We start from the raw sequence: 22,422 nt of genomic DNA, 5'->3' as shown, positions 1-22,422 counted from the left end.
CGATGCCCCGGGGCGGCAGGTGACGGCACCTCCTCCGGAACGGTACAAATGGACGATGCCTGTCCTCGGACTGTCGGCCCTGAGCGCGTTGTGGCTCGCCGCGGTGGATGCGCCCGTCACCTCGGTCACCGTCTACAGTGACCGGGCCCGCGTGGTGCGCACCGCGAAGGTGACGCTCTCCGGTACCCAGCGCGTGGAGCTGCCCCCGCTGTATGGCTCGGTGGACCCCTCCAGCATCCGCGTGGAGGCCCAGGGCGCCGAGGTGGCCCGCGTGGACATCCGCTCCGTGGACTCCCAGGCCCTTCCCGCCACCGAGGCCCGCCGGCTCGTCACCGAGCTGGAGCGGCTCGATGATCAGATCGCCCAGGCCCGCGCCGAGCACGAGGCCTACGCCGCCCAGCTCACCGCGCTCGGCCAGGTGCGGCCCGTCGTCACCCAGGACGCCGCCCCCAACCCCCAGAGGAAGGCCGCCGCCCAGAGCCCCTCCCGGCTCGATGCCTCCGGCTGGCGCGCCGCCACCGGCTTCGTGGTGGAGACCACTGCCCGTCTCCAGGCGAAGCTGCGCGAGGTGTCCCAGCGCGAGGAGTCGCTCGATCGCGAGCTCTCCCAGCGCGTCCGGGAGGCGCGGCAGCTTGGTGCCACGCCTCCGCGCCCGGGAGTGGAGGTCATCCCCACCCTCTTGGGCCAGGGCCCCGCGACGCTCACGCTCACCTACGTCACCTCGGGGGCTCGCTGGTACCCCTCCTATGAGCTGCGGCTCGATCCCGCGTCCAACCGCGTGGAGGTGGCCTTCTCCGGGCGCGTCAGCCAGCAGACCGGCGAGGACTGGGAGGACGCCGCGCTCACGCTCAGCACCGCCCTCCCCGCCACCGCCACCACCGCGCCGAGGCCCACCACCTGGAAGATCGGCCAGCGCGAGCGCTTCATCCCCACTCCCGCCCCCGTCGCCGACTCCTGGCGCGGCCCGCCGCCCACGCCTCGTTCTCCTCCCCAGGAGCCCAACGAGGACGAGCGCATCCGCTCCCGCCTCCTCGCTCTCACCGTCCAGGCCAATCCGGCTACCACCCCGGCGCCGCAGCCCCCAGCAGAGGCCGAGCGGACGCGCACTCCGCCCACTCCGTCACAAGCCCCGGTGGGTGACAGCACCCTCGTCGGCACCCTCGTGAACGCGGACGACAAGAAGCCCCTCGCGGACGCGGTCGTCACCGCGACCTCGCCTGTTCTGGCCGGCGAGCAGGTGGTGGTGACGGACGCGCAGGGCAACTACCGCTTTCCCCTGTTGCCGGCCGGCGTCTATTCCCTGCGATTCGAGAAGGAAGCGTTCAAACCCTTCGTGCGCTCCGAGGTCCAGCTGCGGGCGTCCCGCACCGTCCGCGTGAACGCGGAGTTGCTGTCGGAGATGTTCTCCGAGCAGATCGCCGTGGTGGCCGCGCCGCACACCCTCGACGAGGGCTCCACTGCGACGGGGGTCAACGTCGACGAGGAGTTCATCAAGCGCATCGCGGTGAACCGTCCCGGCGGCAAGGGGGGCGCAACGCGCTCCTTCGAGAGCCTCGCCGAGCTCGCCCCCGGGGCCAGTGCGTACTCCGTCAGTGGGGGCGGCTCCTGGTCTCCGCCTCCGGTGGACGTGCCCGTGGGCCTCGCGCCGCCGGAGGGCTGGCGGCGGCCCGTGCTGGAGCCGAACCTGCCCGCCTCGCTCGCCGGGGGCCATGCCCTGTCCTTCCCCGCGCAGCGCCGCGAGACGGTGCGCAGCGGCGGGGGCGAGCGGCGCGTCCCCCTCTTCACCGAGACCTGGCCCGTGCAGGTGGAGCGCAAGCTGTACCCCGCCCTCACCCCGAATGCCTTCCTCGTGGCGGAGCTGCGCAGCCCATCCCGGCAGGTGATGCCCGGCGGCGAGGCGCAGCTCTTCGTCGGTGCGGACCCCGCGGGACAGGCCCGGCTCACCCTGGTGTCGCCGGGCGAGCCCTTCACCCTGCCGCTCGGCGTCGACTCCGCGGTGCGCCCCGTGCGCAACGTGAAGCTCATGACCTCCGAGAAGGGCTTCATCGGCAAGGACGAAATCACCGAGTACCTCGTCACCATCGAGGTGGCCAACCCGTACCCCTTCGCCCTCCCGGTGCGCATCCTCGACCAGTGGCCGCTGTCGCGCAGCGGTGACGTGGAGGTGAAGCTCGTACGCACCGAGCCCTATGCCGAGCAGGACAAGGACAAGGGCACGTTGATGTGGCGCCTGATGGTGCCGCCCTCGGAGAAGACGGTGGTGTCCTTCCTGTACACCGTCCGCCACCCCAAGGGCTGGCGCCTGGAGCAGTACCAGTAGGAGGAGCCGCCATGCACACCCTGCCCCTGATGATGCTGGCGCTCGCCGCCCCCGCGAAGGTGTCCTCCGTCGTCGTCTACCTGGACCGTGCCCAGGTGACGCGGGTGGAGTCCGTGCCGTGCTCCGGCCACGCGCTCGCCGTCTTCGAATCGGTGCCGCCCGCGGCGGACCCGGCCAGCTTCCGCGCCCGCTCCGACGAGGCCACCGTGGAGAGCCTCGTGGCCGAGGAGCGCCCCCTGACGAGGGACTTCGGCCCCGAGCGCGAGGCGCTGCGCCAGAAGCGCGAGGCCCTGGAGCGCGAGATGGCGGAGCTGGTGGACGCCCGGGCGCGCGCGGAGGCGCTGCGCAAGCTGGGCGCGGGCCTCACCGACGTGGCCGTGCAGCGGGTGACGCTCGAGCTCTCCGAGCCGAAGCCGGACACCCGTGCGTGGGCCTCGGCCTTCGATGCCGCGCTGGACACCCGGCTGCGCGCCGCCTCCGACGTGGCGGCCCGGGCCGCCCGCATGCGCGAGGTGCAGCGCGAGCTGGATTCGCTGCGCGAGCGGGCGACGTACCTGGAGTCCTCGGCCGCGCGCATGGAGCGCCGGGTGGAGGTGCGGCTGGCCTGCCCCAGCGAGGGCCATGCCCGGGTGGAGTTGCAGTACGTGGTGGGTGGCGCGGGCTGGACTCCCGTGTATGAGGCTCGTGCCGACGAGGCCGGGGGGCAGGTGGAGCTGTCCACCTTCGCCACCGTGCGCCAGGCGACCGGCGAGGACTGGAGCGGGGTGCGGCTGGTGCTCTCCACCGCCCGGTCGCGCGACAACGCGGAGCCGCCGGAGCTCGAGCCCCTGACGCTGAGCGCCTGGAAGCGGCCCGATGAGCGCAAGGTGCTGGTCCGTCGCGACGAGCGTCAGGAGCACGCACGCGCCGGCGGCCAGGTCCTGGCGGAGACGGAGGGTGCGCTGCGCGCGGCCTCACAGGGGGTCTCCGTGCAGCTCCTGGCGCCGGAGCTGGCGCAGGTGTCCGGCGATGGCACGGCCGTGCGGCTCCGCGTGGCTCGCACGAGGATGAAGTCCTCCTTCTCCTGGAGCACCGTGCCCAAGCTGCACCCGGTGGTGTTCCGCGTGGCCAGCCTCGTCAACGGCGCTCCCTTTCCGCTGCTGCCGGGTCCCGTGGACATGTTCCGCGCCTCAGGCTTCATCGGCCGGCAGGTGCTGGAGCAGGTGCCCCAGGGCGGCGCCTTCCAGCTCACCTTCGGCGTCGAGGAGTCGCTGCGCGTGGAGCGCGTGGTGGTGGAGGAGATCGCCCGCGACGAGGGCCTCTTCGGCGGCCGGCGCCGCTTCCGCTACGCCTACCGCTTCAACCTCGCCAACTACCGCGAGCGCCCCGAGGTGGTGGAGCTGGCCGAGCACATTCCCGTCTCCGAGCTCGACGACGTGAAGGTGGAGCTGGACAGGGAGAAGAGCACCGGCGGCCATGCGCTCGATTCGATGGACGGCATCGTCTCGTGGAAGGTGCCGCTCGCCCCCGCCGAGCAGCGCTCGGTGGTGCTCTCCTTCCACGTGGACGTGCCCACCAGCTACGACATGAGCGGGCTGTAGGCACGGGGTGGAGTACGGGCTCGGGTACCCTCACCCCGACCCTCTCCCAGCGGGAGATGGGATGGAGGCGCCCGCTACTCGATGAGGCCGCAGTAGACGCGGCCCTGTTTGTCACACTCCACGAAACCGGGGCTCGTGAGCGAATCCACCTTCCAGTAGCAGACCGTCTGCCCGCTGCACGCGACGGTAGAGCCTCCACGGCACTGGACGGAGACACCGCAGGGACCGGTCTCCATGCCATAGGCATACGCGGCGAGCGGAACGAGCACACCCGCTGCGGTGATGGCCACGGCGAAGAACGCGACGAGCTTGGACATGGAACTCCCCTTCTTCTGGGACTGCGGGTGGGTCCGCGTTTTCTAGCTCACGGGACGCGAATGGACAAACTCAGGCGGCGCTTCGCGGCGTGAGCTTCAGCAGCGTCTCGTGCAGCAGCCACAGCACCGCCGCCGCCGCCACGGTCACCCAGCCGACCATCCCCAGCCCGAAGCGCCCCGCCAGCACTCCCGCCAGACTCGGCAGGATGGCGGCTCCCAGCATCGCGGCACTCACCTGGAAGCCGACCGCATGCGCCGCGTAGCCCTCGCCCAGCCGGCCCGGAGTCCGTGACATCAACGTGGGGTAGATGGGCGCCAGGCTCATGCCGATCAGCAGCAACCCCCCAAAGCTCGCCAGCGTCGGCCCGAACGCGAACAGGGCGCTGCCGGCCACGGCACTCAGAATGCTGAAGCGCAGCAGGCGATCCGGCCCCAGCCGCTCCACCACGAAGCCCATGAAGACCCGCCCCACCGCGAGGCTCCCCCAGTACAGGCCCGCCCACGTTCCGGCCAGCTCGCGCGGCACGCCGCGCGCCTCGGTGTACAGCGTGAAGCACCACTGCCCCGCCGTCACCTCCAACCCCGTGTACACGAAGAAGATGACGACCTGCAGCCACACCATCGGGTGACCCAGGGCCTGGAGGGTACCGACCCGTGCCTCCGCGCTGGCCGCACCGGGCGCCCCCGCCGTCCGCCAGGAGGCCCGGGTGGATCCGAAGGCCAGGGCCATGAGCAGCAGCATCGCGCCGATGGCCACGTACCCCCAGCGCCACGAGCCGCTCCGGACGAGCGCTCCCGTCATCACCAGCGGACCGAGCATGGCGCCGAAGCCGTAGCAGGCGTGCAACCAGTTGACGTGCCGCACCGGGAAGTGGCTCGCCGCATAGGCATTGATGCCGGAGTCGATGGCGCCCGAGCCCATGCCGATGAACGGCGTGCACAGCAGGAACAGGGGCCACACCGGGGCGAGCGAGTACCCGAAGAGACTGAGCGCGACGAGCGCGCTGCTCACCGTCAGCAGCGTACCCACGCCCAGGGTCTGGACGAGTCTTCCGGCGAGCAGGCCCGATAGGAAGTACCCCGTCCCCGTGCCCACCAGGACCATGCCGAGGCCGCTCAGCGGCAGGGAGAACGTCTCGCGCACGGACGGCCATGCCACGCCCAGCACCGCGTCCGGCAGTCCGAGGCTCACGAAGGCCAGGTAGGCGATGGTGAGTAGCAGGGGGACGGGGTTCGGCCGGGTCACCTTCACTCCTTCTCCGCGGATGCTTTCGTCATTCATGGCGCGCGGAGTATCTGCACAACTGCTCCGGCCGCTCCAGATATTGCGGGCTCCGGGTTCCTCTCATCCCGCGAGACCGGCATGACTCGTCAGGAAGACATACCGTCTGGAATCCAACCCTCCCGTGCTTTCATTGCCAGCCACCCGGTGGGTGGGCTCCTCGCGCGGACCCCCAGTTGGAGGTTGGCAGTGTTACGGGAACGCAACACGTTGCAATGCTACGCATTGAATATGGCTTCGTGGTAGCACGTGTGAGGGTCTGTGAAATGTCTTGGTTTCTGGTGAAATGCTTTTCGCGTCGGTCGCAAAACCATCCAACTGGCGCGGAAAGGGATGTAGTCATGAATCTCTCCTGGAACAAGAAGCCCGTGAAGACCGAGAAGAAGGACGCCCGTGAGCAGCTGGACGGCGCGCTGTCCGAGGACGTGCTCGGGCAGATCTGGGGTGGCGTCGCCGCGAAGGGCGATTGCCACACGGGCGACGCGATCTCCTGATTCTCCGGGAATACCCAGGGAAACAACCAGGGCCTGGCCCGGACCGTGACGCGCTCGCCGCGTCCGGCTCCGGTGCCGGGTCGCAGTCTGTATTGCATTGAAAACCTCCCCAGGAGCGCGGGTCATGGATCGTGAGCAGTTCATCCGCTTGCAAAGAGAGAAGGTCATCACTGGCCAGCGCCAGCTCGCCAATACCTTGCGCGCGTTGTTGCTTCGCACCGATCCAGACATCTACGAGGTGTTGAGCGAGGCTCCGGACGACACCTTCCTCGAGCCGCTCCTCTTCGCCTGGTTCAGCGCCAGCAAGAGTCAGATTGGCACGTCTCCCATCGGGCTGCCGCAGGTCGTCCTCGGCCTCGTGGAGCCGTCCCTCAGGCCCGACGCCATCGAGGTGTATGCCGATGCGAAGGGCCGCGTCTACCTGCCACGCATTGGCTATTTCCTGACGGAGGTGCGCGAGCGCAACCTCGTGCTCCAGTGGGACGCGGAGGCGGGGCGCTATCTCCTGACGGATGGGGGCGCGCCCGTGGACTTCCGTTTCGAGCCGCCCATCGTCCTTCCCGGCACCTCCATCGAGCTGTGCCGCTACACGAATCCTCTCTACGACCTCATCCTCACCGACGCCACGAGCGGCAAGGTCGCCGTGCGGGTCCACGAGGACGTGCTGCCATTCCAGGACTCCCTGCAGCGGGCCCTGGCCATCCTCCAGGAGCAGAAGCCCGACTTCTACCGGGAGCTGACCGCCACCGTGAAGCAGGTGATGCTGTTCCACAGCGAGGATTTGAACTCGTGCGCCGCGCTGGCCGCCCACGGGGTCGCCTTCCTCAATGTCAAAGAGGGAGACGACGAGGTCTTCTTCATCGACGACCTCGTCCACCAGTGCGGCCATGTCATCTTCAACGCCGTCACCGTCCAGCGGCGCGACTACCTGGCGAAGGATCCGGACATGCGGCTGCGCGAGGTGACCGGCAAGGCCACCGACACGCGCTCCCTGTACTCCATCTTCCACGGCGTCTACACGGAGGCGATGATGATCGACTGCCTCCGGGCCTGTGACGAGCGGGGCCTCTTCTCCGGGAAGCAGCGGCACGAGCTCCTGGGCCGGCTCTCCTTCATCTTCAAGAAGAGCCAGATCGACGAGCGGAACCTCTCCCTCGAGGGCTTCCTCACGCCGAAGGGCGAGGAGCTGTTCGCGGTGTTCCGCCAGATCTTCGAGGACGCGCGCCGCGAGCGGCCGGACCTGATGCGCTACGGCATGTCCAACCAGGCCTACAACTTCAGCTACGAGCGCTTCGCCCAGCTCAACCCCCCGGAAGCCCCGGCCGCCAGCGCCGCGTGACTCCAGCCGTGGCTCCCGGGAGGCGGGCACCATGGTTACGGCTCCCGCCGGGACTGCGCGGCGAGGCGGCGGTCCAGCTCCTCGCGCGGCAGCCAGTGTCCCCGCACCATGACGCCCGCGGGCCGGGCCACGTGGCGGACGTCCTCGAGCGGGTTGCGCTCCAGCAGCACCAGGTCGGCGCGCTGCCCCTCGGCCACCGCTCCGGCGCTCTCCTGGGTACCCAGGCACTCGGCGGCGGTGCGAGTGGCCGCGCGGAGGACCGCGGCCGGTGTCAGTCCGGCCCGCACCAGTTGCTGGAGCTCCTCCACATAGGAGAAGCCTGGCACCCGGAACTCACCGGGCGAGTCCGTGCCCACCAGCAGGGGCGCGCCCGCGTCGGACAGGGCCGAGACGATGCGCTGGAGCCGCTGCTGCCGCTGCTCCCGGTCCGCCGGCGGCGCCTTCTCCCGCTTGTGCTTGCGCCAGGCCTCCAGGTCCGCCGCGGCGGCGTGGTCGAGACCCGGGCGTTGGAGGAGCCGCGACTCGTCCGGCTCGTACTCGACGGCGAAGAAGTCCAGCGTGGGGCAGTTGCAGATGCCAGCCTCCCGGGTGCGGCGGGCCAGCGCCTCCAGCGCCTCGGGGCCCTGCTTCGCCGCCGCCGCATAGCCCTGCACGTGCTCGATGGTGCGCTGCCGGGCCGCGAGCGCCCGGTCGATTCCCACCTCCGCGGGCACGTGCCCCTCCACGGGGAAGCCGAGCTCTCCCGCGCGCGCCACGAGCGCCTCGTACGCCGCCGCGTCGAAGCCCCCGAGCGGCTTGAGGAAGTCATAGCCCGCCCGCTGCTGCTCCTCGACGAGCGCCCGGGCCCGCTCGGGGGTGAGCTCCTCCGCCACGGGGGGGCCGCCCACGTAGAGCTCGGGCGCCACCAGTCCTTCCGCCCGGATGCGGTCGCGCACGGCCAGCTGGGTGGGGCCGCCTCGCATGGCGCGCACGGTGGTGACGCCGTTGACCAGGTAGAGCTCCAACAGCCGCTCCAGCTCCGCGGGCGAGGCCTCCTGGGGCAGGTGGACGTGCATGTCCGCCATCCCCGGCATCAGGTACCGGCCGGCTCCGTCGATGACGCGCGCTCCCTGGGGCACCGGCGTGCCGTCCCGAGGCCCGAGCCGGGAGATCCGCCCTCCCGTGATGACCACGGTCTGGTGCTCCAGCACCGGCACCTGCCCCAGGGTGATGACGTTCACGTCGGTGAAGGCGAGGGTGTCGGCCCCCTGGCGCGAGCCCTGCTCCACCACGGGCGATGCCTTCGTCTGGGAGCTCGAGGCGCACCCCGTTCCCACGCCGCAGGCGAGCAACAGGCTGGCCAGGGCGGTACGGCTCCGGCTTCTCCTCTTCCACATGGACATGACTCCTCGTGTCTCACGACGCCTTGAGCAGCGTCTGGTGCTGGACGAGCTTCTCGTAATGGCCGTGGAGCGCCATCAATTCCTCGTGGGTGCCCTGCTCCACCAGGCGTCCGCCGTCCATGACGAGGATGAGGTCCGCGCGCACGATGGTGCTCAGCCGGTGGGCGATGACGACGCGCGTGCAGGGGAGGGCGTCCAGCGACGCCTGCACCTTGGACTCGGTCATGGCGTCCAGCGCGCTGGTGGCCTCGTCCAGCAGCAGCACCGCGGGCTTGCGCGCCAGGGCCCGGGCCAGGGACAGCCGCTGCCGCTGTCCTCCCGAGAGCGACGTGCCCCGGTCCGCCAGCAGCGTGTCGTACTGCATGGGCATGGTTTGAATGTCATCGTGGATGTGGGCCAGCTTCGTGGCCTCGACGATGCTCTCCTGCGAAATCCACGGGTCCCCCAGGGAGATGTTCTCGCGCAGCGTGGCGTTGAAGAAGAACGGATCCTGCAGGACGATGCCCACCTGGCTCCGCACCGAGCGCAGGTCCAGGTCGTTCAGGTCCTTGCCCTCGTAGAGCACCCGGCCGGAGGTGGGCAGGTACAGTCCCAGCAGCAGGTTGGCGAGCGTCGTCTTCCCCGCGCCCGAGCGGCCGACGATGGCCACCATCTGCCCCGTCTTCAGCCGCACCGACACGTCCTGCACCACCAGCGGCGTGGCCGGGCTGTAGCGGAAGGACACCTTCTCCAGCTCGATGTTGCCCGCCAGGGTCACCTGGGTGCCCTGGTGTTGGGCGGAGCGCTCGGGGGGCGTGACGAGCACGTCGTCCATGCGCTCGAGGTAGCTGCCGAGCAGCTGGAACTGCCCGGCCGTGGAGACCAGGTTGGCCAGGGGCACGAGGATGGCGGAGGCCAGCGCCGTCAGGCTCAGCATGGTGCCCAGGCTGAGCGCGCCCTCCATCACGCGCCACACGCCCAGGCAGGTGAGGAAGAGGGGCGAGCCCAGCCGCAGGGCGCTCATCATCGAATCCACCCAGACGGTCAGCCTGCCCCGGGCGAGCGCCACGTTGAGCACGTCGATGAAGAGGTTCGAGTAGTTCTGCACCGCCCGCTCCTCCACCCCGAAGGCCTTGAACGTCTGCATGCCGGTGAGGATGGCCACCTGGTAGCTCTGCCGTTTGGCCTCCAGCTCCAGGTTCTGCGACATGAGGCTGCGCTGCCGCTGGCGCGAGAAGACGAAGATGAGCACCTGGGCCGTCCCCAGCACGAGCACGCTGAGCGCCAGGGGAAGGTCCAGGGCGAGCAGGACGGCGAGGTAGACGAGCACCAGCAGCCCGTCCAGCAGGGCGGAGAGGGCGGTGGACGAGAGGAACTCGCGCACGGTGGCCTGGGCGTTGAGCCGCATCATCAGATCGCCCGCCGGGCGGAGCTGGAAGAACGGGTAGGGCAGGCTGACCATGTGGTCGAGGAAGCCCAGCGTCATGCCGGCGTCGACGCGGGTGCGCAGCTCCAGCAGCAGGTAGCCGCGGACGAGCGAGGCCAGGAACTGGAAGAGGAAGACGAGCAGCAGGGCGAGGCCCAGCGCCAGGAGCAGGTGGTGGTCGCCGCGGGGGATGACCCGGTCCACCACCATTCCCGTCAGCAGGGGGATGGCGAGCGTGAAGAGCTGTAGGGCCAGTGAGAGGAAGAGGATGCGCGCCAGGGTGTCTGGCTGCCGCAGGTGCCTCAGGAGCTGGGCGTAGCCTCCACGGCGCCGCACACCGCCCTCCTGGAAGTCGTCCGCCGGCTCGAGCAACAGCGCCACGCCGGTGAAGCACTGGCTGAACTGCTCCAGGGTGACCTGCCGGCGCCCCTGCTCCGGGTCGACGATGTGGACACAGTTGCGCCCCAGCCTCTCGAAGATGACGAAGTGCGTGAAGCGCCAGTGGAGGATGGTGGCGGGCGGGAGGTACTCGAGCCGGTCCAGGTCGATGGAGATGCCCCGCCCGCGCAGCCCGAGCAGGCGCGCCGCCGTCAGCAGGCTGCGGGCGGAGACACCGTCGCGCGCCTCGCCGATGATCTGCCGCACCTCGTCCAGGCTCATGTCGCGGCCGTGGTAGCCCAGCACCATGGCGAGGCAGGCGGCCCCGCAGTCGGTGAGGGTCATCTGGCGGATTTCGGGGATGTGGCGCCGCCGGCCACCGAGCCGGAGCCGTTGAAGGCCAGGGAAGCGCTCCAGCAACCCGGGCTTGTGCTCAGACGTCATCGGGGAGCAGTCCTTTCAGGGCGGGGAAGAGCAGGGTGAGGATGCGCTCGGTGCGGACGCGGGCCTCCGCGCGCGCCACCATGCCGTCGAAGTAGCCGAGCACCCGGCCCTCGTTGACGAACGTGTGCGAGGGCAGGCGGGCCTTCACCAGGACGGCGGAGCCCTCGAGGGTGAGGGCATCCGCCAGGTCCGGCCCCAGGAAGCGGCGGACCTCGTTGGGTCCGATGACCTGGTCCCCCACCGACTCGATGACCAGCTCGCGGTAGTCGTAGCGGAAGCCCTCCAGCTCCACGCGCAGCGGCATGCCCGGGCGCAGGAAGGGGCGGTAGTAGCCGGGCAGCATGGCCACCAGCGACACCGGCGCCTCCTCCTCGACGAGCGAGAGCACACGGGTGCCGGCGGCCAGGTACTGGCCGGGCTGGATGCGCACGTCTCCCACGACTCCCGCGTGGGGCGCCTTCAAGGTGCGGGCCTCCACGCGCGCGAGCGCCAGCTCCCGCTCGGCATTCAGTGTCGTGAGCGCCTGGTGCGCGGCGACGTCCGAGGGGTTTCGCATGAAGCGCACGAGGTGGAGCTCTATCTCCCGCGTCAGCCGGGCGGCCGCGTCGGCCTCCTCCTGCGCCTGGAACGTCACCAGCGTCTGTCCTCGCTCCACGCGCTGGCCGGGAAGGACTTCCACGGTGGCCACCACGCCCGGCGCCTGCACCGTCAGGTCCGTCCGCCCCTCCACACGCAGGACGGCGGGGCCGGAGGCGTACTCGTGCGCGCGGCCGAGCAGACAATAAAGGAGTCCCGCCAGCAGCAGGACGGTCAGCAGCCAGTACGTCCACCGCGCCCAGGCGGGAGACAGGTGCAGCACGTCTCCCTGCTCGCGCCGGTCCTGGCGATAGAAGTCCAGGGCCGCCTTCCGGTAGACGCTGGCGGCCGAGGGTTTCGGCGCCGGAGCGGGTTTCGCCTCCGGGGCCTGGCCGCTGGGGGTGTCCTGGCTCATGGGGCGGTCACTCCTCCGTCGTTCCCGGACTCCCGGACGAGGGAGACCCGGACCACCGTGCCCGAGGGCAGGGGAGAACCCTCTGGCTCCTCCAGGCTGGCGGTGCCGAACAGCACACGGGCGGCCACGTCCACCTCCGGGGAGAGGTCGTGGACCTGTCCCCCCAGCGTCACCTCATGGCCCTGGACGGCCACGTGCACGCGCTGGCCCACCCGCACCTCGAGCACCCGCTGCTCGGGGATGGCGAAGCGCACCTCGCGGCCCGCGGCGCGCAGCAGGTGGATGATGGGGCGCCCGGAGGACACGAGCGCTCCGGGATCCACGAGGCGGCTGGCCACCAGCCCGTCGAAAGGAGCCACGAGGGTCGCGTCCTCGATGCGCTGCCGGCACTGTCTGACGCGCGCTTCCTTCTGCTGGACCTGGGCGCGTGCGCGCTCCTGCTTCGCCGTCGCCACGCGCTCCTGGTAGCGGGCCGTGGCCAGCTCCTCCTCGGAGACGGCGCCGGTGAGGCGCTGCTGGGGCTGCTCGCGCCGCTTCAGGCGCTCGCGAGCCTCTTCCTGCTCATGGGTGGCGACCTGCTCGTCGGCCCGGGCCTCCAGCAGCTCCGCCTCGGCGATGGCGAGCTCGCGCTCCATGGCCCGCGTGTCGAGCGTGGCGATGATGTCGCCCCGGGAGACGCGCTCGCCCACCTGGACCCGGACGCTCTCGACCCGCCCTTCGATGACGGGCGCGAGGTCCACGGACTGCCTGGCGACGATGACCCCCAGGAAGCCGTCGGCGGAGCCGTCTGGCGCGTCGGCGGCGGGAGCCTTCCGCGCCCACCCGGGGGGAGGCGTGGAGGCGGGCGGGGGCGTGGTCTCGGCGAGCCGCCGCACCCACACCCCCGCCAGGACGGACAGGAGCACCAGCCCACTTGCGATGAGAGCGCCTCGGGAATCCATCCCGGGGCACTATAAGGAGGGGGTCCCACACCTCCCGGGCGGCTGAAGGCCAGCGGCTCCTACGGCTTCAACTGGAAGTAGAGCAGGTCGGAGCTGCCTCGCGGCGTGTAGGTCGTCCCGTCGTGTTGGATGGGCGTGCTGAAGTTGCCGCCCACCAGCACCTGTCCCGAGGTCTGGGGCGCCAGGAAGAGCTGGGGCTGGCCGAATGCATCCCCGAGGTCCGGGTCGAAGGAGCGGGACCAGCGGTGGGCACCCGTCTCGGTGTAGCTCGCCACGAAGGGACTGGGGTTGAAACCCCCGAGCGTTCCACCGCCCAGATCATAGGTGAGCCCCTTGCCGGTGACCGCGACGAAGTTGTCCGCCACGACGAGCCCATTGAGGGTGACGAGCCCCGGTTGGCGGATCCACTGGTCGGTGCCCGTATCGTTGTGCAGCGCGCCGAAGAAGCCGCTGACGTTGTCCGGGTAGTTCAGGTCGTCCGGATCGCCTCCCGTGTACGTCCGCCCTCCGAAGGTGAAGCTTCCGCCCAGGTTGGCGGCGAAGTACACGAAGCGCGGCTGCTTGTACCGGAGGGTGGTGATCTCGCCGTAAACCTCGGGGAACAGCCGCTTCCATTGGAACGCTCCGGAGGCGCTGTACTTCGCGATGAAGGCCCCGGCGCTCGCCACGGGTCCATCACCGAGGTCGTTTTCCTTGTTCACCCTGCCGCCGATGAGGGCGTTGCCTTCCGTGTCGAGCGCCACGGCGCGGATCCGCGTCGGGTCCTGGGAAGGCTTCGCCTCGAGAGCCCGCGACCAGACGTGTTGGCCCTCGCGGGTGAATCTGGCGACGAAGCCACCCGGAAAGGGATCCTCGCGGTAGACGCTGGCGGAGCCCGCGAAGAGCTTTCCGCCCCCGAGGTCCACCTCGCCGTAGAAGGTGCCCACGACGATGAGGCCGCCCGTGGCATCGCTGGTCACCACCGACGGTGTGATCGCCCATTGCTCGAGTGTTCCATCGGGCTGGCTCACGTAGGTGGCGACGAAGCCGCGGGTCCACTCGGTCTGTCCGGTGGGGGAGAACTTCGCGAGGAAGAGCGCATTGGGCTGGGAGCTGGTGGGCAGTGGGCCCGTGCCCAGGTCCGGAGCGCCATCGTAGAAGCCCACCACGAGGATGTTGCCGTCGGGCGTGAGGGAGATGGCCCGCACCCACACGTTTTCCGTGGTCACCTGACGGGTCCATACGGGCGTGCCGTCCGCGGCGTAGCGCGCGAGGGCGAAGCCCTTGCCGTTGGGGAACGGAGCGTCTCCGAACTGGCCCGCCGCCACGAAGTTCCCATACGTGTCGGTGGCCATGGCATGCAACTGCTCGGTGCCCGCGCCGCCGTAATGCCGTGTCCACCCGGTGGGGCCGCCGCCCGTGCCCCGGTAGGAGCAGTAGGGCGGGGATTCGAGGGTGATGTTCAGCCGGGGGCGCAGCTCGTACGAGGGCGAGTCCGCCGAGACGAAGTCCACCCCGTTGGTGGACTCGGGAACGAGGCCGAAGCTGTAGATGCCGTGGGTGGTCGTCACCAGGCTCGACACGTCGTACTCCACCCAGGTGCCGGCCTCGACGGCGCCGAGGTTGCCCACCGGGGCACCGATGAGTGCCGGGCGGGTGTTCCAATCGAAGTCCTGGGTCCCCGGGGTGGGCCAGTCATCGCTGACGCGGTAGAGCAGCGGGCCATCGGGGGAGGCATCGGTGGCGTAGAGCCGCAGCTTCGTCTGCCGCACCCGCCACTCATCGGAGTAGCCGTAGCGGAACTGGACGAAGGCTTCCAGCCGGTCGGGTGCCGAGTCCACGAGCAGCCGAGGCTCGCTTCCGAAGCGGCGCGTGGGCTGGCTCTGGGAGACGTGTGCGTCGTAGGTCGCCTGGGGGTCGAAGATGCGCGTGGCGGTGCGCGGCATGCAGTCGGGTTCGGACGCCACGGTGAGGATGAGCTGGGGCCGGCGATCCTCCCGGCTGTTCTCGCTCGAGGCGAAGCTCACCGCGTCATTCGAGGTGCCCACCAGGGTGAAGCCGAGCTGACCATTGCCGCGCACCGCGCTCGTCACGTTGTATTCGACCCAGGAGCCGCTGGAGATGGCCCCCGCGGCATCCAGGACGCCGCCGCTCGTGCCGGGATGATTGCGGAACGTGATGCCCTCCTCCGTCCACTCCTTGGAGGAGGAGAAGACCCGGGGCCCGAGCACGCTGCTCTCCGTCGCGTACAGCCGCAGCGTCGCCCGCGTCACCGTCCCCGTCACCCCCGTGACGTCGAACCGCAGGTAGCCCCACTCCTCGGGCGAGAGGTCCACGCGCAACGAGTCGGCGCCGCCGAAGTTCTCCATCTGGGCGGAGTAGCTCACGTAGGCGTCCTCGCTCGCCGTGAAGGTCAGCGTCGTGGGTGACGCCACCTCCTGCCGCAAGACGCCGGGCTTCTGGGGCACTGCCAGGTCCGTTGCCCGTGCCTCCGGCTCCGGGCCGGCGCAGTGGGTCAACAACACCAGTGCCGCGACGCCCCCCGCACACCTCGTTTTCGACGACCCCCGATACTTCATGTGCTGCCTCCCTGGGCGATTCACCCGCCGTGCGGCCGACATGCACCCGATGTGCCCTGGGGTTTTTCCGTCAAAAGGCAGCCTTGGAGGACTGGGTCTTCACCCTGGAGGGACTTCGTGGGAAGGAAGGTGCCCCCGGTGTGAAGAGGTTTGCCAGGGCTGGGAAGAACCCTGGGAAAAAATGAGGGTGAAAATCCCCGTGTCCGCGGATTCGCGCTCGCGTGTCTTCTGGCTGTAGCGCCATGACTCCCGCTCTCCAACCCGACATCTCCACGCTCTACCGGCGCCACATCGTGCTGGTGCGCAACTGTGCGTTGCGCATCCTCGGAGAGCCCGCCGCCGCGGAGGACGTGGCGCAGGAGGTGTTCATCCGCTTCCTGCGGCACCGTGACCGCAGTGGCAACGAGCGGGACACGGCCGCGTTCCTCTACAAGACGAGCACCCACCTGGCCATCAACCGGCTGCGCGACGCGCGCCGCCGGGACAGCCTGCAACAGATTCACGGGCCTCAGGGGGAGCCGGAGAGCCCCCACTCGCCCGAGGATGGGCTGGCGCTGCGCAAGGTGCTCGCCGAGGCGGATGCGGAGCAGGCCCAGATCGCCGCCTGCTACTTCATCCACGGCATGGAGCACGAGGAGATCGCCGAACTGCTCGGCATCCCCCGCCGTACCGTGGGCCGGCGGCTCGAGAAGTTCCGCGAGCACGCCGAGCGGATGCTGCAAGGCGTTCACAGGAAGGAGGCTCCCCATGCCGGCTGAGCTGTTTCCCAGGTCGAAGCCCTCCAATGACTGCCTGTCGGGGTGGTCCGTCTCGCAGCTCGCGCTCGGGCTGTTGCGCGCCGGGGAAGTCGCCCCGGCCGAGGCGCACCTGACGGGCTGCGCGCACTGCCGCCAGCGGGTGGACGAGGAGCGGGCCCAGGTGCGTGCCGCCGCGTTGGAGCGGATTCCGGAGGAGCTCCAGCGGGCCGCCGCCTCACGGCCTCCGCGCCGCGGGTGGGCCTTCTGGACGTGGGCACCCGCGCTCGCGGCCGTGACCGCCGCCGCCTTCCTGCTCGTCCGCCCGATGATGGGCGTGGACGTCCCCGGAGCGACGCCGCCCGGGGAGCGCATCAAGGGCACCGCCTCGCTCGACGTGGCGGTGATGCGGGACGGGGTGCTCGCGCTCGAGGACGTCCCGGCGGAGGAGGTCGAGGGCCTGCGCGCGGGCGACCAGCTCCGGCCACGCGTGACTGGCGCCCTCCCGTCCGATTGGCTCATCCTTCAGGGAGACGAGGAGGACCGATGGACGACGTACTTCGAGGGACCCGTGCCCGCGGACGGCTGGTTGCCGGTGGCCGCGCTCGTCACTCCGGACGGGAGGACGCGGCTGCGCCTGCTGACGTGTCCCACGAAGCCCCCGCCCGGGGTCGCGCTGGAGGAGACGTGCCACGAGCGCATCTACGAGTGGCGGGTGTCGGGCGGGCCCTGAGCCTCGGAGCCCGGGGCCTCGCCGCCGCCGGGCTGCTGCTCGCGCTGCTGGCCGCGGCTCCCTCGCATGCGGGGGAGTCGCGCTATGCGTTGCTCATCGGTGCCCACCGTGGAAACGCGGATGAGCCGGTGCTGCGCTACGCGGGCTCGGACACCGAGCGGCTGCGCGACGTGCTCGTCAGCCTCGGGGACTTCCTGCCCGAGAACGTGCTGGTGCTGGCCGACCCGAACGCGGACCGTGTGCGCACCGCGCTGGCGCGCATGAACGCGCGCATCCGCGAGGAGGTGGCGCACGACCGCTCCAGCGTGCTGCTCGTCTTCTATTCGGGCCACGCGGACGCCGAGTCGCTGCACCTGGGCGGCACGCTGCTGCCGTGGGAGGAGCTGCGCAACCTCACCTCCGGCTCGGCCGCGGCGGCGCGGCTGCTGGTGGTGGACGCGTGCCGCTCCGGCCAGGCCACGCGCGTGAAGGGCACCCGGCTGGCCGCGCCCTTCGCGCTGCCTCCGGACGTGGAGACGCGCGGCATGCCCGAGGGCTTCGCCATCCTCTCCTCCTCGTCGGCCGGAGAGAACGCGCAGGAGTCGGATGCGCTCCAGGGCTCCTTCTTCACCCACCACCTGGTGGCCGCGCTGCGCGGCATGGCGGACCATGGAGGGGACGGGCTCGTCAGCCTGGCCGAGGCGTACCAGTACGCCGCCGACCGCACCGTGGCCAGCACGGTGGCGACGATGGGCGGCGTGCAGCACCCCACGTACCTCTATGACCTGAAGGGACGCTCGGAGCTGGTGCTCACGCGGCCCGGACGGGTGCGGGGGCTCGCGTCGGTGCGCCTGTCCGAGCCGGGCCAGTACTTCTTCCGCAAGGAGCGGCGCGAGGGCGCGGTGGTGCTGGAGGCGAACATCTCCCGCGAGGCGCGCACGGCGCGGCTCATGCCCGGGCGCTACTTCGTCCAGCGCCGGTTGCCGGACCGGCTCTACGAGGCCCCGGTGGTGGCGGGGGGAGAACAGTCGGTGGACCTGACGGCGGCGCCGTGGAGCGTGGTGGAGCTGGACCAGCTCGTGCGCAAGGGCGGTGGTCCGAGCACCTCCTCTGCGCTGAGCGTGTGGGGTGGCGGTGGCTCCGGCGTGCTGGAGGGCTTCCCCTTCACCCCGGCCATCTCGGTGCAGCTCTCCCTGGACACGGCGGCCCTCACGCTGGACGCGCAGGTGGAGCTGGCCCGGTCGGTGCTCGTCAGCGAGGGCCTCGAGCGCCGGCTCACCGCCACGGCACTGCGGGCGGGAGCGCGCAAGGTGTTCGACCTGGGCTCCTTCTCCCTGTCGGGCGGCGTGCGGCTGGGCGCCACGTACTTCGACCAGCGCTTCACCGGGCGCATCGCTCCTCCTCGCTGGCAGCTCTCGCCCCACCTGGACACGCTGGTGCGCGCCGACGTGCGCCCGACGCGCGGCTTCTTCCTCGGCGTGGAAGCCGGTCTGCGCGCCTCCTATGTGCGCGTCTCCTCCTTGGAGGCCCCCAGCGTGCGCACGCCCGTGACTCCCGTCTTCGCGGTGGGAGCCGGCATGCGCTGGTGAAGCGTGCACCGCGGCTGTCCGCGGAAAATGGCTCGTGGGTCTCCTGGACAGAACACGGCGCGCGGCTCCGAAGCCCGCGCCCCATGACAGGAGAAGAATCCATGAACCGCCCCCTGAAGAGCCTCGCCCTGCTTCTCGCCCTCGGTGGTACCGCCGCCTGCGGAGTCGATCTCGCCGATGGCTCGTACACCGGCGAGGCCCGCTTCAAGGTGACCGGCGAGGTGCAGTCGCTCTCGCCCGTCGAGCAGAAGGGGAAGACGCGCGTCGCCCTCGCCTGGGACAACTGGGCCCGCAACGGTGACATCACCTTCTTCCAGAGCGTGGAGGTCAACAGCAAGAATCCTCCGTTCGGCTACGAGCTCCGCCTCCTGGAGAACCCCGAGACCCGGGCCCTCAACGACTTCAAGACGGGCCTGTTTGGCACGGCCTACGTCGCCGTCTACGAGGACGTGAACGGCAACGGCAAGTCCGACGATGGCGACGTGATGCGGGGTCTGGCGCCGGGGCACATCGTGCTCTTCGTTCCGGAGCTCACCCCGCAGCTCAAGGAGACGCTCCGCGAGTGGGGCCGCATCGTCAACCTGGACGACCTGAAGCCCGGCTACAACCTGGCGCGCGGCATCTGCGCCGAGGGCAAGCCCGAGAGCAACCGCTTCGACGACCTGCGGATCGTCGCCGACGAGCCCGTGCCCGTGGCCTCCGTGGAAGAGGCGGATACGAACGGCTGCCTCAACTACCACTGAGCCCCTCGCGTTGCAGGGCAGGGGAGGGAGCGGGCGTGAGCCTCGATGCCCGCTCCCATCGAGTGCCCTGTGGTTGTCAGTCCACGCGGTGTCCGCATCTTCCCACCAGGGAGGATGTCCTTTCGATGAAGCTCGCCCGCTCGGCTTTCCTGCCACAGCTCGTCCTGCTCAATGCCTTCATGCTCGCGGTCGCGAGCGGGTGTGAGGCTCGCACCTGGGAGCCCCAAGCCCGGCCCGCCCCCTCCGCTCCCGCCCCGGTGGTGCAGGACGCTCCGCCGGAGAAGAGCCCTCCGCCTCCTCCGTCCTCCCAGGATCCGGGGCCCGGCACGGGTGGCACGGGGATGCAGCAGCAGCCACAGGCACAGCAGCAGCCGCAGCTCCAGCCTCCGGCCGCGGCGGGTGGGTCGGGGCAGGCGCCGCGGTCCATCGCGGATCTGGTCGACGCCGTGAAGGACACGGTCGTCAACGTGGATGTCCAGGCGCGCGCGCCCTCCGCTCCCGAGGGCATGCCGGAAGATCTCTTCGAGCGCTTCTTCGGCGGACCCGGCGGGCCCGGCGGACCGCTGGGCGGAGCCGAGCCCCGCGAGCGCATCCAGCAGGGCGAGGGCTCCGGCTTCATCATCGACGCCAGCGGGCTCATCCTCACCAACAACCACGTGGTGGAGAACTCCATCGACATCCGCGTCCGCCTCAACGATGGCCGCGAGTTCGACGCCCGCGTGCTCGGGAGGGATCCGCTCACCGACCTGGCCCTCATCAAGCTCGAGGGCAACGTGGGGAACCTGCCGGTGGCCAGGCTCGGGGACTCGGACGAGATTCGCGTGGGCGATCCGGTGGTGGCCATCGGCAACCCCTTCGGGCTCACCTCCAGCGTCAGCGTCGGCATCCTCTCGGCCCGCGCCCGCGACATCCAGGCCGGCCCCTACGACAACTTCCTGCAGACGGACGCCGCCATCAACCCCGGCAACTCGGGTGGGCCGCTCTTCAACATGCGGGGCGAGGTCGTCGGCATCAACACCGCCATCGTCGGCGGTGGCACGGGCATCGGCTTCGCCGTGCCCTCCAACATGGCCAAGGCGCTCCTGCCCCAGCTTCAGAAGGGGAAGATCCAGCGCGGCTGGCTGGGCGTGTCGGTGCAGGACCTCACGGCGGATCTCGCCAAGGCCCTCAACGTGCCGGTGCGCAAGGGCGCCATCGTCACCGATGTGCAGGGGGACACCCCGGCCGCCAAGGCGGGACTGAAGCAGGATGACGTCATCACCGCCATCAATGGCACCGCCGTCGAGACCTCGCGTGGCCTCACCCGGGACATCGGCTTCCGCCCGCCGGGCGAGGCGGTGCGGCTGACCGTGTTCCGTGAGGGCAGGCAGCAGGAGGTGCAGGTGAAGCTGGGCGAGCGCCCGGACCTCGAGGGGGTCTCCTCCCCCCCTCAGAACGAGCGCGAGGAGGACACCGGCCGCAAGCTGGGGCTGCGCCTCCAGAACGTGGACCCGCGCATGGCCCCGGGTGTCAAGCAGGGCGCCATGATCGTCGACGTGGACCCTGGTTCGCCCGCGGACCGTGCCGGCCTCCAGCCCGGCATGGTCATCGTCGAGGCCGGTGGCAAACAGGTGCGCGGTCCTCCCGAGTTCGCACAGATCGTCCGCGGCGCGAAGTCTGGTTCCTCGCTCCTGCTGCGCATCCAGATCGGTGAGAACCGCATGCTGCGCGCGCTCACGATTCCGTAGAACGGGGACGGGATACCCTCACCCCGTCCCTCTCCCGGAGGGAGAGGGGAAGGTGGCGAGCGTGAGGGTCTCGGGGGGGACGGAGAGTTGGTGGGGGGCTCGGTTCTCTCCCGTCAGGTAGCGCCAGCCCGTCCCGTCGTGCCGGAACTCCGACCGCTCCACGAACGAGCGGTCCTTTCCCTTCTCGAAGATGCGCGCGTAGAAGAGCACCACCGCCGTCCCCGTTTCGTCCGGGGGTCGCCGGTCCAGCACGTGCAGCCTCGGGTACTTGTGGCCGCTCGCCACCGCGCGCAGCTCGCGCAGCACCTCCTCCTTCGGCCTCGCCCGGTCCGGGTGCTCCGGGTCCAGCGTCCGCCACAGGTACTCCACCTCGCGCAGGGCGAAGGCGCTGTAGCGCGAGCGCATCAGCGCCTCGGCGTCTGGTGCTTCCGCCTCACCTCGGTGGTAGCGGGCACAACACTCCCGGTAGCGCAGGCCGGACGAGCAGGGACAGGGTGGGGCTGGAGGCATGGACGTTCCCGGACGACAGGGCCGATACGAAGGCCCTTGCTGCCCCGGAGGGTAGCGCATACATCCGCTTCCCCACACGTATGAGTCTCCTTCAAGCCATCGTCCTCGGGCTGGTCCAGGGTCTCACCGAGTTCCTGCCCATCAGCTCCACCGCGCACCTGCGCATCGTCCCGGAGCTGCTCGGCTGGCCCGACCCCGGTGCCGCGTACTCGGCCGTCATCCAGCTCGGCACCGTGGCCGCCGTCCTCATCTACTTCCGCAGGGATCTCTTCACCCTGGGCAAGGCCTTCTTCCAGGGCCTGGCCCGGCGCGACCCCTTCGGCACCACCGAGTCGCGCCTCGCCTGGTTCGTGCTCATCGGCACCCTCCCCATCGGCATCCTGGGTCTGGCCTTCAAGAAGAGCATCGAGGGCTCCCTGCGTTCACTCCACGTCATCTCCGCCAGCCTCATCGTCCTGGCCATCGTCCTCTTCATCGTGGAGCGCCTGGCCTCCCACAAGCGCACCCTGGACGACATGCGCTGGAAGGACGGCCTCATCGTGGGGCTGTGGCAGGCGTTGGCCCTCATCCCCGGCTCCTCGCGCTCGGGCACCACCATCACCGGTGGCCTGTCGCTGGGCCTGCGGCGCGAGGACGCGGCGCGCTACTCCTTCCTGCTCTCCATCCCCGCCACCACCCTGGCCGGCGTCTTCGAGCTCAAGCACCTGCTGGAGGCCACCGACCGCCCCTCGGCCCTGGCCCTCTGGACGGGGACGCTGGTGGCCTTCGTCTCGGGCATGGCCGCCATCGCCTGGTTGTTGAGCTATCTCCGCAGCCGCTCCACGCTCATCTTCATCGTCTACCGGGTGGTGCTGGGCGTGGTGCTGCTGGTGCTGTTGAACAGGGGCGTGCTCCACCCCTTGTCCGGAGTGGAGAACGTGGACACCCAGAAGAAGTCCCTCCAGGTCCCCGTGGAGAAGCAACTGACGGAGTAGCC

At 70.4% G+C, this 22,422-nt stretch carries 18 protein-coding genes; 10 read left to right on the top strand and 8 right to left on the bottom strand.

All coding sequences use genetic code 11. The features are described 5' to 3' along the window. Positions 1-55 precede the first annotated feature (55 nt). Complete coding sequence (locus NR810_RS15380; RefSeq protein ID WP_257453349.1) at positions 56-2,320, top strand: mucoidy inhibitor MuiA family protein; 2,265 nt, start codon at positions 56-58, stop codon at positions 2,318-2,320. Positions 2,321-2,331: 11 nt separating this feature from the next. Continuing rightward, complete coding sequence (locus tag NR810_RS15375) at positions 2,332-3,900, top strand: mucoidy inhibitor MuiA family protein (RefSeq protein ID WP_257453348.1); 1,569 nt, start codon at positions 2,332-2,334, stop codon at positions 3,898-3,900. Positions 3,901-3,974: 74 nt separating this feature from the next. Here the strand turns inward: NR810_RS15375 and NR810_RS15370 are convergent, their stop codons facing one another. Both NR810_RS15370 and NR810_RS15365 read right to left on the bottom strand, forming a co-directional pair. Beyond that, a complete protein-coding gene (locus NR810_RS15370) occupies positions 3,975-4,217 on the bottom strand; it encodes a hypothetical protein (protein ID WP_257453347.1) in 243 nt (80 codons plus the stop codon). 70 nt (positions 4,218-4,287) lie between these two features. Next, entirely contained in the window at positions 4,288-5,499 is a 1,212-nt protein-coding gene (locus tag NR810_RS15365; protein ID WP_257453346.1) for an MFS transporter, read from the bottom strand. Positions 5,500-5,840: 341 nt separating this feature from the next. Between NR810_RS15365 and NR810_RS15360 the strand changes: the two genes are divergently transcribed. After that, positions 5,841-5,993 (top strand): hypothetical protein, encoded by a 153-nt coding sequence (locus NR810_RS15360; protein WP_257453345.1) that lies wholly within the window; start codon positions 5,841-5,843, stop codon positions 5,991-5,993. Between the two features lie 124 nt (positions 5,994-6,117). Beyond that, positions 6,118-7,332: a hypothetical protein gene (locus NR810_RS15355; RefSeq protein WP_257453343.1), complete on the top strand. Its 1,215-nt coding sequence runs from the start codon at positions 6,118-6,120 to the stop codon at positions 7,330-7,332. A gap of 35 nt (positions 7,333-7,367) precedes the next feature. Here NR810_RS15355 and NR810_RS15350 read toward each other — a convergent pair whose 3' ends face one another. The 5 genes from NR810_RS15350 to NR810_RS15330 all read right to left on the bottom strand — a co-directional run bounded on the left by NR810_RS15350 (position 7,368) and on the right by NR810_RS15330 (position 15,431). Beyond that, positions 7,368-8,708, bottom strand: coding sequence for an amidohydrolase family protein (locus NR810_RS15350; protein WP_257453341.1), 1,341 nt, complete (start codon positions 8,706-8,708; stop codon positions 7,368-7,370). 19 nt (positions 8,709-8,727) lie between these two features. Next, a complete protein-coding gene (locus tag NR810_RS15345; protein WP_257453339.1) occupies positions 8,728-10,941 on the bottom strand; it encodes a peptidase domain-containing ABC transporter in 2,214 nt (737 codons plus the stop codon). Next, positions 10,931-11,932, bottom strand: a complete 1,002-nt coding sequence (locus NR810_RS15340; RefSeq protein ID WP_257453338.1) for an HlyD family efflux transporter periplasmic adaptor subunit — start codon at positions 11,930-11,932, stop codon at positions 10,931-10,933. The genes NR810_RS15345 and NR810_RS15340 overlap by 11 nt, the downstream gene beginning before the upstream one ends. Next, on the bottom strand, positions 11,929-12,837 hold the full coding sequence (locus NR810_RS15335; protein ID WP_257453336.1) for an efflux RND transporter periplasmic adaptor subunit: 909 nt from the start codon (positions 12,835-12,837) through the stop codon (positions 11,929-11,931). Before NR810_RS15335 ends, NR810_RS15340 begins: the two co-directional genes overlap by 4 nt. Positions 12,838-12,932: 95 nt before the next feature. Next, positions 12,933-15,431 (bottom strand): CBM96 family carbohydrate-binding protein, encoded by a 2,499-nt coding sequence (locus NR810_RS15330; protein WP_257453335.1) that lies wholly within the window; start codon positions 15,429-15,431, stop codon positions 12,933-12,935. A gap of 242 nt (positions 15,432-15,673) precedes the next feature. Here NR810_RS15330 and NR810_RS15325 point away from each other — a divergent pair, with 242 nt between their 5' ends. From NR810_RS15325 to NR810_RS15305, 5 genes are all read left to right on the top strand, one after another. Then, positions 15,674-16,189 carry an RNA polymerase sigma factor gene (locus NR810_RS15325; protein ID WP_257453334.1) on the top strand — a complete coding sequence of 172 codons (516 nt, stop codon included), beginning with the start codon at positions 15,674-15,676 and terminating at the stop codon, positions 16,187-16,189. Continuing rightward, complete coding sequence (locus NR810_RS15320; RefSeq protein WP_257453333.1) at positions 16,179-16,898, top strand: anti-sigma factor family protein; 720 nt, start codon at positions 16,179-16,181, stop codon at positions 16,896-16,898. The genes NR810_RS15325 and NR810_RS15320 overlap by 11 nt, the downstream gene beginning before the upstream one ends. Beyond that, the gene (locus NR810_RS15315) at positions 16,853-18,466 is read left to right on the top strand and encodes a caspase family protein (RefSeq protein ID WP_257453332.1); all 1,614 of its coding nucleotides are present in this window, start codon (positions 16,853-16,855) and stop codon (positions 18,464-18,466) included. Before NR810_RS15320 ends, NR810_RS15315 begins: the two co-directional genes overlap by 46 nt. Before the next feature lie 101 nt (positions 18,467-18,567). Continuing rightward, entirely contained in the window at positions 18,568-19,209 is a 642-nt protein-coding gene (locus NR810_RS15310) for a hypothetical protein (protein ID WP_257453331.1), read from the top strand. Between the two features lie 125 nt (positions 19,210-19,334). After that, entirely contained in the window at positions 19,335-20,936 is a 1,602-nt protein-coding gene (locus NR810_RS15305) for a Do family serine endopeptidase (RefSeq protein ID WP_257453330.1), read from the top strand. 18 nt (positions 20,937-20,954) lie between these two features. Here the strand turns inward: NR810_RS15305 and NR810_RS15300 are convergent, their stop codons facing one another. Further along, positions 20,955-21,446: a YchJ family protein gene (locus NR810_RS15300; protein WP_257453329.1), complete on the bottom strand. Its 492-nt coding sequence runs from the start codon at positions 21,444-21,446 to the stop codon at positions 20,955-20,957. Positions 21,447-21,526: 80 nt separating this feature from the next. On the opposite strand from NR810_RS15300, the gene NR810_RS15295 reads away from it, so the two are divergent. Continuing rightward, positions 21,527-22,420: an undecaprenyl-diphosphate phosphatase gene (locus NR810_RS15295; protein ID WP_257453328.1), complete on the top strand. Its 894-nt coding sequence runs from the start codon at positions 21,527-21,529 to the stop codon at positions 22,418-22,420. Positions 22,421-22,422 lie beyond the last annotated feature (2 nt).

It is taken from the genome of Archangium lipolyticum, assembly GCF_024623785.1.
Taxonomy (GTDB): Bacteria; Myxococcota; Myxococcia; order Myxococcales; family Myxococcaceae; genus Archangium; species Archangium lipolyticum.
This window is presented reverse-complemented; position numbering and strand designations above follow the sequence as displayed.

Bases quoted from the DNA above. Each gene is read 5' to 3' on its own strand.
- NR810_RS15320 (WP_257453333.1), top strand. From the start codon at position 16,179: ATGCCGGCTGAGCTGTTTCCCAGGTCGAAGCCCTCCAATGACTGCCTG.
- NR810_RS15310 (WP_257453331.1), top strand. From the start codon at position 18,568: ATGAACCGCCCCCTGAAGAGCCTCGCCCTGCTTCTCGCCCTCGGTGGT.
- NR810_RS15375 (WP_257453348.1), top strand. From the start codon at position 2,332: ATGCACACCCTGCCCCTGATGATGCTGGCGCTCGCCGCCCCCGCGAAG.
- NR810_RS15305 (WP_257453330.1), top strand. From the start codon at position 19,335: ATGAAGCTCGCCCGCTCGGCTTTCCTGCCACAGCTCGTCCTGCTCAAT.
- NR810_RS15380 (WP_257453349.1), top strand. From the start codon at position 56: ATGCCTGTCCTCGGACTGTCGGCCCTGAGCGCGTTGTGGCTCGCCGCG.
- NR810_RS15360 (WP_257453345.1), top strand. From the start codon at position 5,841: ATGAATCTCTCCTGGAACAAGAAGCCCGTGAAGACCGAGAAGAAGGAC.
- NR810_RS15345 (WP_257453339.1), bottom strand. From the start codon at position 10,941: ATGACGTCTGAGCACAAGCCCGGGTTGCTGGAGCGCTTCCCTGGCCTT.
- NR810_RS15355 (WP_257453343.1), top strand. From the start codon at position 6,118: ATGGATCGTGAGCAGTTCATCCGCTTGCAAAGAGAGAAGGTCATCACT.
- NR810_RS15350 (WP_257453341.1), bottom strand. From the start codon at position 8,708: ATGTGGAAGAGGAGAAGCCGGAGCCGTACCGCCCTGGCCAGCCTGTTG.
- NR810_RS15365 (WP_257453346.1), bottom strand. From the start codon at position 5,499: ATGAATGACGAAAGCATCCGCGGAGAAGGAGTGAAGGTGACCCGGCCG.
- NR810_RS15330 (WP_257453335.1), bottom strand. From the start codon at position 15,431: ATGAAGTATCGGGGGTCGTCGAAAACGAGGTGTGCGGGGGGCGTCGCG.
- NR810_RS15340 (WP_257453338.1), bottom strand. From the start codon at position 11,932: ATGAGCCAGGACACCCCCAGCGGCCAGGCCCCGGAGGCGAAACCCGCT.
- NR810_RS15295 (WP_257453328.1), top strand. From the start codon at position 21,527: ATGAGTCTCCTTCAAGCCATCGTCCTCGGGCTGGTCCAGGGTCTCACC.
- NR810_RS15325 (WP_257453334.1), top strand. From the start codon at position 15,674: ATGACTCCCGCTCTCCAACCCGACATCTCCACGCTCTACCGGCGCCAC.
- NR810_RS15370 (WP_257453347.1), bottom strand. From the start codon at position 4,217: ATGTCCAAGCTCGTCGCGTTCTTCGCCGTGGCCATCACCGCAGCGGGT.
- NR810_RS15300 (WP_257453329.1), bottom strand. From the start codon at position 21,446: ATGCCTCCAGCCCCACCCTGTCCCTGCTCGTCCGGCCTGCGCTACCGG.